At 65.7% G+C, this 13,446-nt stretch carries 12 protein-coding genes; 2 read left to right on the top strand and 10 right to left on the bottom strand.

What is annotated here, in order from left to right; all coding sequences use genetic code 11:
* Positions 1 to 131 precede the first annotated feature (131 nt).
* The gene (locus BS38_RS0109710; protein WP_028270621.1) at positions 132 to 386 is read right to left on the bottom strand and encodes a hypothetical protein; all 255 of its coding nucleotides are present in this window, start codon (positions 384 to 386) and stop codon (positions 132 to 134) included.
* 76 nt (positions 387 to 462) lie between these two features.
* Complete coding sequence (locus BS38_RS24850) at positions 463 to 714, bottom strand: hypothetical protein (RefSeq protein ID WP_051628825.1); 252 nt, start codon at positions 712 to 714, stop codon at positions 463 to 465.
* A 503-nt stretch (positions 715 to 1,217) separates the two neighbouring features.
* Here BS38_RS24850 and BS38_RS0109700 point away from each other — a divergent pair.
* Both BS38_RS0109700 and BS38_RS0109695 read left to right on the top strand, forming a co-directional pair.
* Positions 1,218 to 2,822 carry an MFS transporter gene (locus tag BS38_RS0109700; protein ID WP_028270620.1) on the top strand — a complete coding sequence of 535 codons (1,605 nt, stop codon included), beginning with the start codon at positions 1,218 to 1,220 and terminating at the stop codon, positions 2,820 to 2,822.
* A 149-nt stretch (positions 2,823 to 2,971) separates the two neighbouring features.
* Complete coding sequence (locus BS38_RS0109695; protein WP_028270619.1) at positions 2,972 to 4,039, top strand: FUSC family protein; 1,068 nt, start codon at positions 2,972 to 2,974, stop codon at positions 4,037 to 4,039.
* Positions 4,040 to 4,048: 9 nt separating this feature from the next.
* Here the strand turns inward: BS38_RS0109695 and BS38_RS0109690 are convergent, their stop codons facing one another.
* From BS38_RS0109690 to BS38_RS24840, 8 genes are all read right to left on the bottom strand, one after another.
* Complete coding sequence (locus tag BS38_RS0109690) at positions 4,049 to 4,825, bottom strand: SDR family NAD(P)-dependent oxidoreductase (RefSeq protein ID WP_028270618.1); 777 nt, start codon at positions 4,823 to 4,825, stop codon at positions 4,049 to 4,051.
* A gap of 115 nt (positions 4,826 to 4,940) precedes the next feature.
* Positions 4,941 to 6,800, bottom strand: coding sequence for an IucA/IucC family protein (locus BS38_RS0109685; RefSeq protein ID WP_028270617.1), 1,860 nt, complete (start codon positions 6,798 to 6,800; stop codon positions 4,941 to 4,943).
* Entirely contained in the window at positions 6,797 to 7,390 is a 594-nt protein-coding gene (locus tag BS38_RS0109680) for a GNAT family N-acetyltransferase (protein ID WP_028270616.1), read from the bottom strand. The genes BS38_RS0109685 and BS38_RS0109680 overlap by 4 nt, the downstream gene beginning before the upstream one ends.
* On the bottom strand, positions 7,387 to 8,826 hold the full coding sequence (locus BS38_RS24845) for a lysine N(6)-hydroxylase/L-ornithine N(5)-oxygenase family protein (protein ID WP_051628824.1): 1,440 nt from the start codon (positions 8,824 to 8,826) through the stop codon (positions 7,387 to 7,389). The genes BS38_RS0109680 and BS38_RS24845 overlap by 4 nt, the downstream gene beginning before the upstream one ends.
* Positions 8,823 to 10,412, bottom strand: a complete 1,590-nt coding sequence (locus BS38_RS0109670; protein WP_442853341.1) for a pyridoxal phosphate-dependent decarboxylase family protein — start codon at positions 10,410 to 10,412, stop codon at positions 8,823 to 8,825. The genes BS38_RS24845 and BS38_RS0109670 overlap by 4 nt, the downstream gene beginning before the upstream one ends.
* A 228-nt stretch (positions 10,413 to 10,640) precedes the next feature.
* Positions 10,641 to 11,072, bottom strand: a complete 432-nt coding sequence (locus tag BS38_RS0109665; RefSeq protein ID WP_028270614.1) for an ATP-binding protein — start codon at positions 11,070 to 11,072, stop codon at positions 10,641 to 10,643.
* Positions 11,072 to 11,401, bottom strand: coding sequence for an STAS domain-containing protein (locus BS38_RS0109660; RefSeq protein ID WP_028270613.1), 330 nt, complete (start codon positions 11,399 to 11,401; stop codon positions 11,072 to 11,074). The genes BS38_RS0109665 and BS38_RS0109660 overlap by 1 nt, the downstream gene beginning before the upstream one ends.
* Complete coding sequence (locus tag BS38_RS24840; protein WP_043438256.1) at positions 11,398 to 13,368, bottom strand: glycosyltransferase family 2 protein; 1,971 nt, start codon at positions 13,366 to 13,368, stop codon at positions 11,398 to 11,400. The genes BS38_RS0109660 and BS38_RS24840 overlap by 4 nt, the downstream gene beginning before the upstream one ends.
* Between the last annotated feature and the right edge of the window lie 78 nt (positions 13,369 to 13,446).

The raw sequence follows: 13,446 nt of genomic DNA, 5'->3' as shown, positions 1-13,446 counted from the left end.
TTCGGACAGACCGGAACAGGAACACGGGAAACCAGAGCTAACCGAAACACGGGAAGGGCCGGGCGGAACCCGTTTTGGGTGTCGCCCGGCCCCGGGTTGGTATTCGGGATTCCGTCTTTTGGGGATTCCGTCTAGGAGGAGTGCGGCATCTGCGGCCTGCCGGTCCGGTGGACTGCGGTCACTGCTGCCTCATGGCCCATCCGGCCGTGGGCGGTGCCGCGTTCCTTGGGATGACGCCGCTTGCCGTTGCCATCCGGCCACTGCCGGCCGCCGTTGACGGGGCCCGCGGGAGCTGGCATCTCGGGCGCGGGCGCCTCGTCCATTGACTCCGCCAGGTGACTGGCAAGCTCCGGTTCGAGCTGTCCCCCAGGATTTTTCTCAGCCATTTTGTGCTCTTCCTTTCCTCGTTGAAATGAAGCGTCCACCAATATTAGGTCTGCGGTTACGGCTTGTCTGCAGTACCTACCAGCGGACTTTTTTCTGGGCAGGGCCTTGCTTGCCGCTGGCATGCGTGGGTTTGTGGCCGTGTGAAACGCTCTGCGACCCGGCGCCGCCACGGGACTTGCTGGCCAGCATTTCCTTCTGGGCATCCGTCAGCCGGGACTTGATGCCCTGGCCGGCTTCCGGCGATCCGGCCTCCCGCGATTCTGTGTCCGGGTCTGTGTCCGCGCCCGATTTCGGTTCGGCGCCCTGGGTGTTGTCTTTGTGGGTCATGGAAGCACTCCTTGTATGACGGAAACGGATAGCTCGGAAGTACGCCTCAACGAGCTTTGTTTGCTGGTGAATGGTGCGGGCGGACAGGCCAGCAGGAACACCGCTGGCGGCCGGCCGCCGGCCTATCCGAAGATCAGTGTTCCCATGGGTCAACCTTAGGCAGTGTTCCGGCCGGTTGGGAACCCCCGGTTCGGATGGATTCGTGCCCCGCTCGCATCACTTGGCAGGTGTGGGCTGAAGGGCATTATTCGGCGAATTTGGGTGCTTTATGGGCCGCTGGCCGAAAAAGGTTTGGTAACGATGCGGAAAATCCGCAGATTCCAGTGCTGGCGCGGTGAAACGGCGCAAAATAGCTTGGGTTCAGGCCGCCGTTCTGCCCTTGAAACCCCGGATCATACGCCACCGAACTCGGAAACACCATGGAAATCGCGTAAAATTGAAAGCCTGCCCAGAGCGGGGCAGCTACAAGTCGCAAGCAAATGACCTCCATAGGAGAAGCCCAAATGCCCACAGACCGAAGCATGACCGACTCTTCAGCAGGCGCGAACAACGCCCGCGGAACCGATAATATTTTGCCAGGAAGTGTGCCCCCGGGCGCGGCGCCCCAAAGCGCCAAGAAGTCGAGGCTATTGCCTCGCCGCAGACTCAAAGTCTCCGATGTCAACGTCGTCAACAAGCCAATGCTTAAGAAAGCGCTCGGCGGAACCATCGTGGGTAACACCATGGAATGGTACGACGTCGGCGTGTTCGGCTACCTGATCACCACCATGGGTCCGGTGTTCCTGCCGGAATCCGATCCGTCCACGCAGACGCTGTTCCTGCTGGGCACGTTTGCCGCCACCTTCATCGCCCGCCCGCTTGGCGGAGTGATTTTCGGCTGGTTCGGTGACAAAGTGGGCCGCCAGAAGGTCCTGGCAGCAACCCTGATGCTGATGGCGGCGAGTACTTTCGCCATCGGCCTCCTCCCGGGCTACGCGCAGATCGGACTGTGGGCGGCCGCCCTGCTGGTGCTGCTGAAGATCGTGCAGGGCTTCTCCACCGGCGGCGAGTACGCCGGAGCCACCACCTTCGTGAGCGAGTACGCCCCGGACAAGCGCCGCGGCTTCTTCGCCAGCTTCCTTGACCTGGGAAGCTACCTCGGCTTTGCCATGGGTGCCGCCCTCGTCTCAGCCCTCCAGCTGACCATGGGCCAGGCTGCCATGGAGGAGTGGGGCTGGCGTATTCCGTTCCTGCTCGCCGGCCCGCTGGGCCTCATCGCGGTGTACTTCCGGAGCAAGATTGAGGAGTCCCCGCAGTTCCAGGCAACCCTGGACGCCCAGGAAGAGCTCGGCAAGGAAGCAGCCAAGTCCTCTGACGTTGCCGCCAAGGGCCCCGTGGGTGTTGTTAAGGCCAACTGGCGCCCGATCATTGTTGCCATGGTCCTTGTGGCCGCGGCAAACACCGCCGGTTACGCCCTGACGTCCTACATGCCGACGTACCTCACCGACGCCAAGGGCTACGACCCCGTCCACGGCACGCTGCTGACGATCCCCGTGCTGGTGGTCATGAGCCTGTGCATCCCGCTGACCGGCAAGCTTTCGGACCGCATCGGACGCCGTCCGGTCCTGTGGATCGGTGCCGTGAGCACGATCGTGCTGGCAGCGCCCGCCTTCCTCCTGATCGGCGTCGGCGACATCTGGTCGACCTTGGCCGGCCTGTCACTGATCGCCTTCCCGGTCACCTTCTATGTGGCAAACCTGGCCTCGGCGCTGCCGGCCCAGTTCCCCACGGCCAGCCGTTACAGCGCCATGGGCATTGCCTACAACTTCTCGGTGGCGATCTTCGGCGGCACCACGCCGTTCATCGTGGCTGCGCTCATCAAGGCAACCGGCAACGACATGATGCCCGCTTACTACCTGATGGCCACCTCGGCCATCGGCGCTGTAGCCATCTACTTCCTGAAGGAATCGGCCAACCGTCCGCTGCCGGGCTCCATGCCCAGCGTGGACACCAAGGCTGAGGCACAGGAGCTGGTGGCCACCCAGGATGAGAACCCGCTGATCAACCTGGATGACCTGCCGTTTGAGGACGAGCTGCGCGAACCCGAAAAGGTTCCTGCGAAGGCCTAGCCTTGTAGCCCAGCTGCCCCGCCGACGAGGCCTGCTTTGCACGATGTTCCTTTGTGACAGCGTGCAAAGCAGGCCTTCCGCGTGTCTGGCAGACTTTTTTGAGGAAGAGCGCTCGGAACGAACGCACAAGAGACCGAACGGAGGTACCCATGGCCCACGTCCTCCGGCGGCATCTCCGCGACCTGCATAGCCTCGGCCCGGCCAACAATGATCATTTGTCCGCCTTGCGCGTGGCGGTCAGCGTGGCCGTCCCCTCCCTCGCCCTCCTGGTTTTCGGCCGCCCGGACCTGATCATCTATGCCGTGTTCGGTGCCCTGACCGGGATGTACGGACGCTCCGAGCCCCACCAGCTCCGCCTCACCCATCAGGCCCAGGCCGCGCTGGTCCTGCTCAGCGGCGTTGGCGTCGGCATTTTCCTGTCCGTCAACCACCTGCACTCCTGGTGGCTGGTGGGTGTGGAAGCCGTCCTGGCCGGCATCGGCTCGGTGTTCTCCGACCGGGTGAACCTGAAGCCCAACGGCCCCTTCTTCGGCATCCTGGCCCTCGGTGCCTGCGCCTCAGTCACCACCAGCATTCCCTGGTTCGCGGCGCTGCTCATCGCAGCCGCCTCCGCGGCGTTTTCAATAGCCGTTGGATTTGGCGGCTGGGTCCGTGGCCGGAAGTGGCAGCCGGGAGCGGTCCGGGCAGCCGCACCGCTCAGCGGAGTACGGCGACAGGCAGCCGTGATCCATGCGGCGCGCTACGTCCTGGCAGTGGGAACTGCCGGCTCCATCGGTGTTCTCAGCGGCAGCGGCCACCCGCATTGGGCCATGGCTGCCGCCGCGGTTCCCCTCGCCGGCGCCGACCTGCCCAGCAGTGTGCACCGCGGCCTCCACCGCATGGTGGGGACATTCCTCGGTCTGGTGCTGGTCGCCGTCGTACTTCTTCCGGTGCCGTGGGCGCCGCTGACGTTTTTCCCCGGGGCTGAAGCCGCCGTGCTGGCGCTTCTGGTCATCATCTTCCAGTTCACCACCGAACTCTTTATGACCAGGCACTACGGCCTCGCCATGGTGTCCTTCACACCCGTCATCCTCCTGATGACGCAACTTGCCGCCCCGGCGGACCCCTACGTCCTCATCACGGAACGAGCCGTGGAAACCGTCGTGGGAGCCGTGGTTGGCATCCTGGTGATTGTGCTGGTCCGGCGGCGGGCCGTCCGCCGGCAACCGCCCAGCTGAACCCAGCGGCTACTTTGCGGGCCGTTTCGCCGGCCCGGACGTAAACCGTGCGGGCAGCATCCGGGACACGGCGGCCACCACTTTGTACCGCTTGGTGGGGATGGACACCGCGCGGCCGCGTTCGTTGTCCGCCAGGCCCTCGCGGACAACTCGGTCCGCGTGCAGCCACAGCCACCGCGGGGCCACGGTTTTGTCCATGCCCATCCGGTCATGGAATTCGGTGTGGGTGAACCCCGGGCACACGGCCGTGACTTTGACCCCGCTGCCGGCGTAGGCCAGGTTCGCCCAGCGGCTGAAGCTCACCTGCCAGGCCTTCGCCGCCGAGTAGCTCCCCCGGTTCGCAAAGGCGGCGACGCTGGCCACGTTGATGACCCTGCCCGAATGACGGGCCAGCATGCCCTGCAGGGCCGCGTGGCACAGTTCCATGGGCGTCTGGACATGCAGCCGCAGGTGCCTGCGTTCCTCGTCGAGGCTGTTCTGGTCGAAGGATCTCAGCAACCCGATGCCGGCGTTGTTGACCAGGATCTCCACCGGCCGTGAAGAGTCGGAAAGGCGTTCGACGACGGCGGCCACCCCGGCGTCGTCGGTCAGGTCCGCGGAGAGCACCTCGGCGGTGATGCTGTAGTTGTTCTCCAGTTCGTGCGCGGCGGCCCGCAGGCGCTCCGCATCGCGTGCAACCAGCACCAGGTGGTGCCCCTGTTCCGCGAGCTGGCGGGCAAACTCGGCACCAAGGCCCGCCGTCGCGCCGGTGATCAGGGCCGTGGGTCCGGGAACTTGTTCGGTCATGGCAGAAGCCTAGTGGCACTGTGCGCCCGGCGCCTCCCTTATCCGGCGCCGAGATGGCACCTCACGGCAGTATCTGCGACCACGACTGCCGTGACATGCCATCTCGGTGAACTTCCTAGGCGAACTTTGCCAGCGGGTTCACCAGCCTGCCGGCCATCTGCAGGCCGCCGGACGGGTCCGCGAGGTCCAGCATCTGCTGGTTGTTGCGCAGCTGCAGCCTGTTGAGGCAGGAGAACTGGAAGTCGGGCGCGAACAAGTCGTGCCGGGCAAACTGGTCCGCGAGTTCGGGGTGCTCCGCCTGGTAATCGCGGATGGACCCGGCCGCGATGCGCCAGAATTCCTCGCCCCGGAGGACGCCGTCTTCCTCGAGGAGGGCGCCGAGGAACCGGAAGATGCAGTCGAACACGTCGGTGAAGATGGCCAGGACCTTCTCGTCGTCGGGGATATCCGCCTTGATCCGCGATACGGCGTCCGGCAGTTCGATCCGGTTCCCCATCACCACGATTTCCTCGGCGATGTCCTTCATGACGGCCCGCACGGGCACCCCGCTGTGGAGCACCAGGATCACGTTCTCGCCGTGCGGCATGAAGGCCAGTTCGTAGCGGTACAGGCAGTGCACCAGCGGCACGAGGTAGGCCTCGAAGTACCGGCGCAGCCACTCGCCGGGTTCCAGTCCGGACTGTTCGATCAGGGCGGAGACCATGGGTGTGCCCGCGGAATCGGTGTGCAGGAGCGAGGCCATGGTGGCAAGTTGCTGCCCCTCCTCCAGAAGCGGCAGCGGGCTTTCGCGCCAGAGCGCGGACAGCATCTTCCGGTAGGGCGAATCCTTGGGCGCGGCTTCCTCGTAGTAGCCGTTGTGGTATCCGATCGCCGCCACCTCCCGGCTCATGGCCAGCCCGCGGGCCTGCAGGGCTTCATCGCCGCCGATCAGGTCCTGGAGCCAGTCATTGATGGCCGGCGTGGCTTTCATGTACTGCGGGGACAGCCCGCGCATGAACCCCATGTTCAGCACCGACATGGCGGTCTTGACGTACGCCTTTTCCGGGGACGCGGTGTTGAAGAACGTCCGGATGGACTGCTGGGCCTGGTAGCCGTCCGCCCCGATCCCGAGGTGCACGATGTGCTGCTGGGCGATCTCGGCCGCGAAGGTCACCGTCAGCTTGTTCTCCCACTGCCACGGGTGCACCGGCATCAGGAAATACGCGGCAGGGTCCAGTCCCAGGGCACCGAGCTCGGCGTCGAAGTAGGCCAGGGTGCCCGCACCCAGTTCGGCGTCAAGGTGGGCTGCATAGTCCAGGCCCTCGCTGGAGGTGAACACCGCCTTGCTCCGGTGGACCGCGATCCATTCCAGCTGCACGGGAGCGCCGGTTTCCGGGGCAAAGGCGCGGTAATCGCTGATGCCGAAACCCAGCCGGCCGTTGTTGGCCACGAAGCAGGGATGGCCCTCGGTCATGCTGCGCTCAATGGCCTGGAAGTCCGTTGCGACGTCGGCTCCGCCGGTCACTCCTGCCGCCAGTTCCGCGGACGACGGCTGGCCGATCCACTGCTTGTAGGCGTGGCTGGCAAGCGTGCTGCTGATCTCTTCAAGGTAGACCGGGAGCATCTCCGGTCTGATCCCCAGGGTGTCGCGGAATTCGGTGATGAACCGGAGCGCATCCAGGGGCGCGTCCTGCCCGTCCCGGTTGCAGGTGATGGAAGCAGCGTCGACGGACCAGTGCTCAAGGTGCAGGATCCTGGCGGAGAACCGGTATTCAACTGCGGCGTCGTCACTGAGCACCCGGTAGTCCCCGGCGCTGGTCCGCTCCGGGCTGATCCGTTCGGCGCTGATCCGCTCCGGGCTGAGGATGCGCTCGTGGGAGAACTCGGCGAGCGCCTTGCGGACCAGGTGCCGGTTGGCGACGGCCCAGCGTTCCGGCGTGAGGTGGGTTGCGGCGTTTGCTGCGGTGAGGATGGATTCAAGTTCTGCGGTGGTCAAAGCGACGCTCCCTGGCGGATCGGGGACTGGCGGATCGGGGATGGCTGGATCGGGGATGAATGACGGGCGGCGCGGGCCGCATGGAAGGCCTCCCGGGTGCAGAAGCTGAGGAGGGCCTGCTTGTCCGGCAGTGCAATCTCCCCTGCCGGCTGGAAACCGAGCCGCTCGTTAAGCACATGGATTTTGTGGTTCCGGGCGTCGGGCTCCACCACCACGCGCTCCACTTTGTCCTTGGCGAAGAGCCGGTCCAGGACCGTCTCCATCACGGCGGCGGTATAGCCGGGGCGCGGCGGACCGGCCGGCGGTGCCACCAGCAGGTGCATCCCGATGTCCCCCGGCTGCACGGCGTACCGGCCGGCCAGTGGAGAGAAAACCGGAAGGTACTCCTCCATCAGGAAGGCGGGAACGCCGGCGTCGAGCCCCAGCAGCGCGTGGTGATGACCGCTGGACTGGATCTTCGAGTATTCCTGCGCAACGTCCTGCACGGACGCGGACTGCATCCCCCAGAAGGCTGCATAGGGCCGGGTTACCCAGCTGTGCAGGAGTTTTGCGTCGGCGTCGGGGTCGAAGCAGCGGAACGTGAAACTCATGCGTTCACCCCCGTCGGCACAGACATGCCCGGTTCAGGCATGTCCGGTTCAGGCCTTCCCGGTTCAGCCACGGCCGGCGCGGGAACCCCGAACTGCTGGAACGCGATGCTTTGTTCCACGGGGTAGACCTCGCGGCCGGTGATTTCGCGCAGGATGCAGGAGTTGCGGTAGGCGGCCATGCCGAGGTCCGGGGTGACGAAGCCGTGGGTGTGGAGCTCCGCGTTCTGGACGAAGATCTCGCCGGGTTCGACGCCGGTGCTGTAGTTGCGCTCGACGGCGAACCTGCCGCGGCCGTCCCGTGCGATCCGGTCCTGCACGCCGGCGAGGAACTCCGGCTCGCGGTAGCCGTAGCCGGTGGCCAGCACCACGGCTTCGGTGTCCAGTTCGTAGTCGGCGCCCTGCTCCTCGTGCCGGAGCTGCAGGGTGTGGGTGCCGGAGACGGGGTCCCACGAGGCCCCGGTGAGGGCAGCGTGCGTCAGCAGCTGCGTGTCCACGATGCCGGCGAGGCTCTTGGTGTAGAGGAGGTCGTAGATGGCGTCGATGAGCTCGGAGTTGATGCCCTTGTACAGGTTCTTCTGGCTCCTGATAAGGCCGTCGCGTTGTTCCTCCGGGAGGCCGTGGAAGTAGTCCACATACTCCGGCGACGTCATCTCCAGGGTGAGCTTGGTGTACTCCAGCGGGAAGAACCGGCCGGACCGGGTGACCCAGTTGAGCTGGTACCCGTGGACGTCGATCTCCTGCAGCAGCTCATAGTAGATTTCCGCCGCGCTCTGGCCGCTGCCCACGATGGTGATGCTCCGCTGCTTCTGCAGCTCACTCTTCCTCGACAGGTACTCGGCGTTGTGGAGGACCAGTCCCCCGCCGTTGGCTGCCGCCTCGACGATTCCGTCACAGGCCGCGGGGACGTACGGCGACGTCCCGGTGCCCAGCACCAGCCGCCGCGCACGCAGCACCTCCGGCCCGGCGGGACCGTCCACGGAGAGCGTGTACACGCCGTCGTCGTACGTGATCTCCCGGACGTCCGTGCCGAACCGCACCGACCGGAGCCGGCCGGCCACCCACTGGCAGTACTGGTTGTACTCGGCGCGCAGCGGGTAGAAGTTTTCCCGGATGTAGAAGCGGTAGAGCCGGCCGGTCTGCTTGAGGAAGTTCAGGAACGAATACGGGGAAGTGGGGTCGGCCAGCGTCACGAGGTCCGCCATAAACGGGACCTGCAGGTGGGCCGGTTCCAGCATCATGCCGGGGTGCCAGTCGAACGAGTCGCGGCGTTCCAGGAAGACGGCATCCAGCCCGTCGATGGGCTCGGTCAGCGCGGCGAGCCCCAGGTTGAAGGGCCCGACGCCGATTGCGGCGAAGTCGTAGATGCGCCCCTCACTCGAGGTGCTGGAGCTTGGGGTGCTGGAGCCTGAGGTGCTGGAGGGAGTGGACGTGCTCATGCTGCAGCCCCCTGTCCGGTCAGCAGCGCTTCACCCGTGCGGCGCAGCATGCTGATGATCGTGTTGATGTCTTCCGGAGTGGCCTCGGCGTTCAGCAGGGTGAACTTCAGGTAGTGCCGTCCGGCCACCTTCGTTCCGGCAACCACTGCCGCGCCGGAGGCGAATACCGCGGCGCGGATCGCCGGGTTGAGGGTGTCCGCGGCGTCCTCGTCGAGGCGCGTCCCGTCGGCCAGGAGCGGGCGGTAGCGGAACACGAGCGTGCTGAGCTGGGGTTCGGCAACGAGCTCGAAGTCGGGATCAGCGGCCAGTGCCTGCCCGGTGCGTGCGGCAAGGTCTATCGCCTCGTCCAGCAGGGCGCCGACGGCGTCCGCGCCCATGATCCGGAGGGTCAACCAGAGCTTCAGGGCGTCAAAGCGGCGCGTGGTCTGGATGCTCTTGTCCACCTGGTTGGGAATGTCCGCCAGCGCGGCGCTCTCCGGGTTGAGGTAATCGGCGTAGTAGGTCACGTGCCGCAGCATGGCGCGGTCCCGGACCAGCAGGGCACTGGAGCTCACCGGCTGGAAGAAGGTCTTGTGGAAATCCACGGTGACGGAGTCGGCCAGGCCGATCCCGTCCAGCCGGTGGCGGTAGCGGCCGGAGAGCATCAGCCCGCCGCCGTAGGCGGCATCCACGTGGAACCAGGCCCCGTACGCCCGGGCCAGGGCGGCGACGTCGACGAGCGGGTCCACCGCGCCGAAGTCGGTTGTCCCGGCGGTGCCCACCACAGCGATCGGGACCAGCCCGGCGTCGGCCGTTTGCGCCAGCGCACCGGCCAGCGCGGCGGGGTCCATCCGGTGGTCCGGCCCGTAGGCCACCGGCACCACGGCGTCGTACCCCAGCCCCAGCATGGAGGCCGACTTGCGGATGCTGAAGTGGCTGTCTTCGGAAGCGAAGACCCGCAGTTTCTCCAGCAGGGCGGGAAGCCGGAGGGACTCATTGCCCGGGAGCTTCCGCAGCCCGGCCACGGCATGGTTGCGGGCAATAAGCAGCGCCTGGAAGTTGGACTGGCTGCCGCCGGAGGTGAACACGCCGTCGGCAGCGTCACCCAGGGACAGCCGCTCAGCCGTCCAGTCGATGAGCCTGCGCTCGATCATGGTGGCGCCCGCGCTCTGGTCCCAGGTGTCCATCGACGAATTCACGGCGGACAGGATGCTCTCCCCCACCAGCGCCGGGATCACCACGGGGCAGTTCAGGTGGGCCGCGTACTTCGCGTCATGGAAGTAAACGGCGTCCTTCAGGTACACCTCTTCAAGTTCCGCCAGCGCGGCAGCCGTGTCCGGCAGGGGGCGGTCCAGGTCAACCGCACCGACGCGCGCCTGCAGTTCCCCGGGTCCGACGCCGGTAAACGGCTTGGTGGTCCGCTCCAGCTTGGTGGCCACGGCGTTGACGCCCTGAAGCACCTGAGCCACGTAACGGGGCGCATTTCGGGAGTTGAAAAGGTGGTTGGTGGCGGCGAGGGCAAGCTCCACCCGGGAGCCGAAATCGTGCCCGCCGGCAGGGGCGGGCAGGTCCAGGGGTTTCTCGTCCACACGGGGCAACAGCGTCACAAGGTTTTCCTTTTGGTAGGCGTTTGGAGGCGCGCTAACGTAGCAAGGCAAGCCTTACTTAGGTAAACCTTTTAGTCAAACTTTTGTGAGCTAATTATGAAATCGGCGGATTTGCGGGGTTTTGCCGGCTCAATGGAGCGTCATTGACTGTCGTTCGGGAGGTGATTGAGGCAGAATTTGCCGCTCCAGGTGCAGCCGTGGCCGGTATAGTGCGCGGCCGTGGCCGGCTCAGTGCGCGGCGGTGGCCGCCGACTTGCGCCGGCAGAGCAGTGTCCAGCGGTTCCCGCCGTCCTCCTTGGCGTAGGAAAACTGGTCCAACGCCACCTTGGCCAGGGCAAGTCCGCGCCCGCTCCCGGACATGTCATCCGGCATCTCGGCAGCGGTGAGGTCGATGCCGGCGGGCCTGGCGTTGTCCGTGAATTCGGCAAAGAGCCGCTCCGGCTCGCACTCCACTGCCAGGACGAACCGCACGGGGTCCGTGCCGGCCGGGCGGGAGTGCTCGATGATGTTGGATGCCACCTCGATCAGCGCCGTTTCAAACCTGATGCGGTCCATGGGTTCAATGCCGGGTTCGCCCGCCCAGACGTCCTCGAGCAGCTCATGGATCAGCTCCAGGCTTTCGGGCACCGCGGCGGCGCGCAGGCTGAACTCGCTGCTCATCAATAGGCTCCGTCCACCGAGGCGACCGGCTGCAGCACCCTGTTGAGGTTGGTCATTTCCAGGACAGCCGTGATCTGTGCCGTGGGGTTGGCCAGCCGGAGGTCTCCGCCCGCCTGCCGGGTCTTCTTCAGCCCGGTAATCAGGGCGCCCAGGCCGGACGAGTCAATGAAGTCGGTGCCGGCAAGGTCCACCACCAGCCGGACCGTGCCGTCGCCGATCAGGGCATCAATGTTGGCGCCGAGGTGCGGTGCTGACACCATATTGAGCCGGCCCACCGGACGGATTACGCCCACCCCGTTGGCCAGGGTCTCGTTGTTGAATTCGATCATGGATTTCCCTCTTTCTTTTTGGTGCTGTCCAGCCAGGCATCATAGCCGGGGTAGCGGACGGCCTCGATGACCACGCTGAAGATCAGCAGGTCGAAGGCTATCCACACAAAGTTGACGGTGCTGCCCAGGAGATCGCCCTGGCCCAGCAACAGCCGGATCACACCCACTCCGGCCGCCAGGACCAGGACAGCCATGGCTATCAGCTGCGGCCGGACCAGGTGCCACGGCAGCCGGCTGCGTGCCTGCAGTGTCTTGGGGGTGACCCGGAAGTCCAGGTCCCGGCCCAGGAACACGTTCCCGAAGGCGGAGGTGACGGACTTGATCCAGGTGGGGAACAGCGCCAGCGAATACTGCTGGCCGCGCCACGTCTTCACCCCGCGTCCCACCACCATGAACAGGATCTGGTTGATCACCAGGAACGGGATGAGCCGGAGGAAGAATTCGTTGCTCAGGGACTGGACCGGGAGGATCCCGAGGGTCAGGTAGATGACGGGGGCGGCGATGTAGGCCACCGCGGCGAAGCCGGACAGATAGCTCCACATGGTTGCCAGGTACATCAGCCGCTGGGCCAGGCTGAGCCCCTTTTGCATAAACGGGTTCTCCCGGAACATGACCTGCATGGTGCCCTGGGCCCACCGGAGCCGCTGGGTCAGCATCGAGTCAAGGTCTTCGGGGGCCAGGCCGTCGGCCAGCCGTTCGTGGTGGTAGGCCGATTCCCAGCCGAGGGAATGCAGCCGCATGCAGGTGGCCATGTCCTCTGTCACCGAGATCGTGGCCAGCGGCATCACGGCCTGCGCCTCGCCGGCTTTCTCGGCATTGACGGAATCGATCAGGACGCGGACGGTTTCCACCGCTCCCAGCGGGGACCAGTCGCGCTGGGACAGCCTGTCCAGGGCAACGTCGTCGACGACGGCGAGGGAGCCGTCCACGTCGATGGTGCGGGACAGCCCCTCAATGGAGTTCAGTTCGGCGTGCAGCGCCGCGAAGTCTTCCGCCACCAGGTTCCGGGCCACGGCGTCCACGCGTTCCTGGAACCGGTAGGTGACGTCGGCAATGGCCTGCCCCTCGCTAAGCTCGCGACGGACCTGCTGCAGGTCCGTCGCCAAGGTGGAGAGCGCGGATGCCAGCCGTTCCTGCCCGGGTCCAAGCTGGCGCCTCGCTTTGGCCACCACCTTGTCCGCCGTTTTGAGCGCCTTGTTCAGTGCCAGCTCTGTTTCCGAGACGTAGCGCATGACCCCCAGCTGCATCAGCGCTTCCCGCCGGATGATCGCGTTTGAACCGCAGAAAAAGGCCGCGTTCCAGCCGTCCTTGCCCTGCTGGATGGGCCCGTAGAAAAGCGGCGCCTGGCTGCCCAGCGGATCGTTGGGCGGAACGTTGACAAACACCTGCGGGGTCTGGACCAGGGCCATCCTGCGGTTGTTGAAATAGCCCAGCGTGTTGTCGAGGATCTTCGGGTCCGGCACCTGGTCCGCGTCGAGGATCAGCATGAACTCGCCGTCCGTGGCGAGCAGTGCGTTGTTGAGGTTGCCGGCCTTGGCGTGCCGGGGACGGTTGGCCCAGTCCTCGGACCGGGTGATCCAGCCGATGCCCTCCGCCTCGGCGATGGCCCGCAAGTCGGCACGGTTGCCGTCATCGAGGATCCAGGTCCGGTGCGGATACGCGATGTTCTTGGCTGCCCGTGCCGTTCCCATAACGAGGTCGAACGGCTCGTTGTAGGTGGTGATGAAAACGTCCACCGTGAGGCCGGCCGGCGGCGGTGGCGGAGTGTCCCGCTGCTTGTACCGCCACATGGTGACGCCGAACAGCAGGGAATCGAGCAGGGAGTAGGTTTCCGCCAGGACCAGAGGTACCGCGATCCACCAGGCTTCCCAGTTGATGGAAACCATCCAACGCCAAATGATGTAGTTCAGGCCCAGGATGGCAGTAGCCAAAACAATAAGCCTGATGGTCAGTTGCCGTGGTGTCATGGCCCGGCTGTCCCCCTGGATCCTCGTCCGTTCAGTCAGCCGCCCGGTGGGGATCCGGCTCCGAAGTGAGACCAAGGG

This window comes from Arthrobacter sp. UNC362MFTsu5.1, assembly GCF_000685965.1.
Lineage (GTDB): Bacteria > Actinomycetota > Actinomycetes > Actinomycetales > Micrococcaceae > Arthrobacter.
This window is presented reverse-complemented; position numbering and strand designations above follow the sequence as displayed.

Excerpts from the sequence above, each read along its gene's own strand:
- BS38_RS24850 (WP_051628825.1), bottom strand. The coding sequence starts at position 714 with ATGACCCACAAAGACAACACCCAGGGCGCCGAACCGAAATCGGGCGCG.
- BS38_RS0109710 (WP_028270621.1), bottom strand. The coding sequence starts at position 386 with ATGGCTGAGAAAAATCCTGGGGGACAGCTCGAACCGGAGCTTGCCAGT.
- BS38_RS0109700 (WP_028270620.1), top strand. The coding sequence starts at position 1,218 with ATGCCCACAGACCGAAGCATGACCGACTCTTCAGCAGGCGCGAACAAC.
- BS38_RS0109660 (WP_028270613.1), bottom strand. The coding sequence starts at position 11,401 with ATGATCGAATTCAACAACGAGACCCTGGCCAACGGGGTGGGCGTAATC.
- BS38_RS0109690 (WP_028270618.1), bottom strand. The coding sequence starts at position 4,825 with ATGACCGAACAAGTTCCCGGACCCACGGCCCTGATCACCGGCGCGACG.
- BS38_RS0109665 (WP_028270614.1), bottom strand. The coding sequence starts at position 11,072 with ATGAGCAGCGAGTTCAGCCTGCGCGCCGCCGCGGTGCCCGAAAGCCTG.
- BS38_RS0109695 (WP_028270619.1), top strand. The coding sequence starts at position 2,972 with ATGGCCCACGTCCTCCGGCGGCATCTCCGCGACCTGCATAGCCTCGGC.
- BS38_RS0109680 (WP_028270616.1), bottom strand. The coding sequence starts at position 7,390 with ATGAGTTTCACGTTCCGCTGCTTCGACCCCGACGCCGACGCAAAACTC.
- BS38_RS24845 (WP_051628824.1), bottom strand. The coding sequence starts at position 8,826 with ATGAGCACGTCCACTCCCTCCAGCACCTCAGGCTCCAGCACCCCAAGC.
- BS38_RS24840 (WP_043438256.1), bottom strand. The coding sequence starts at position 13,368 with ATGACACCACGGCAACTGACCATCAGGCTTATTGTTTTGGCTACTGCC.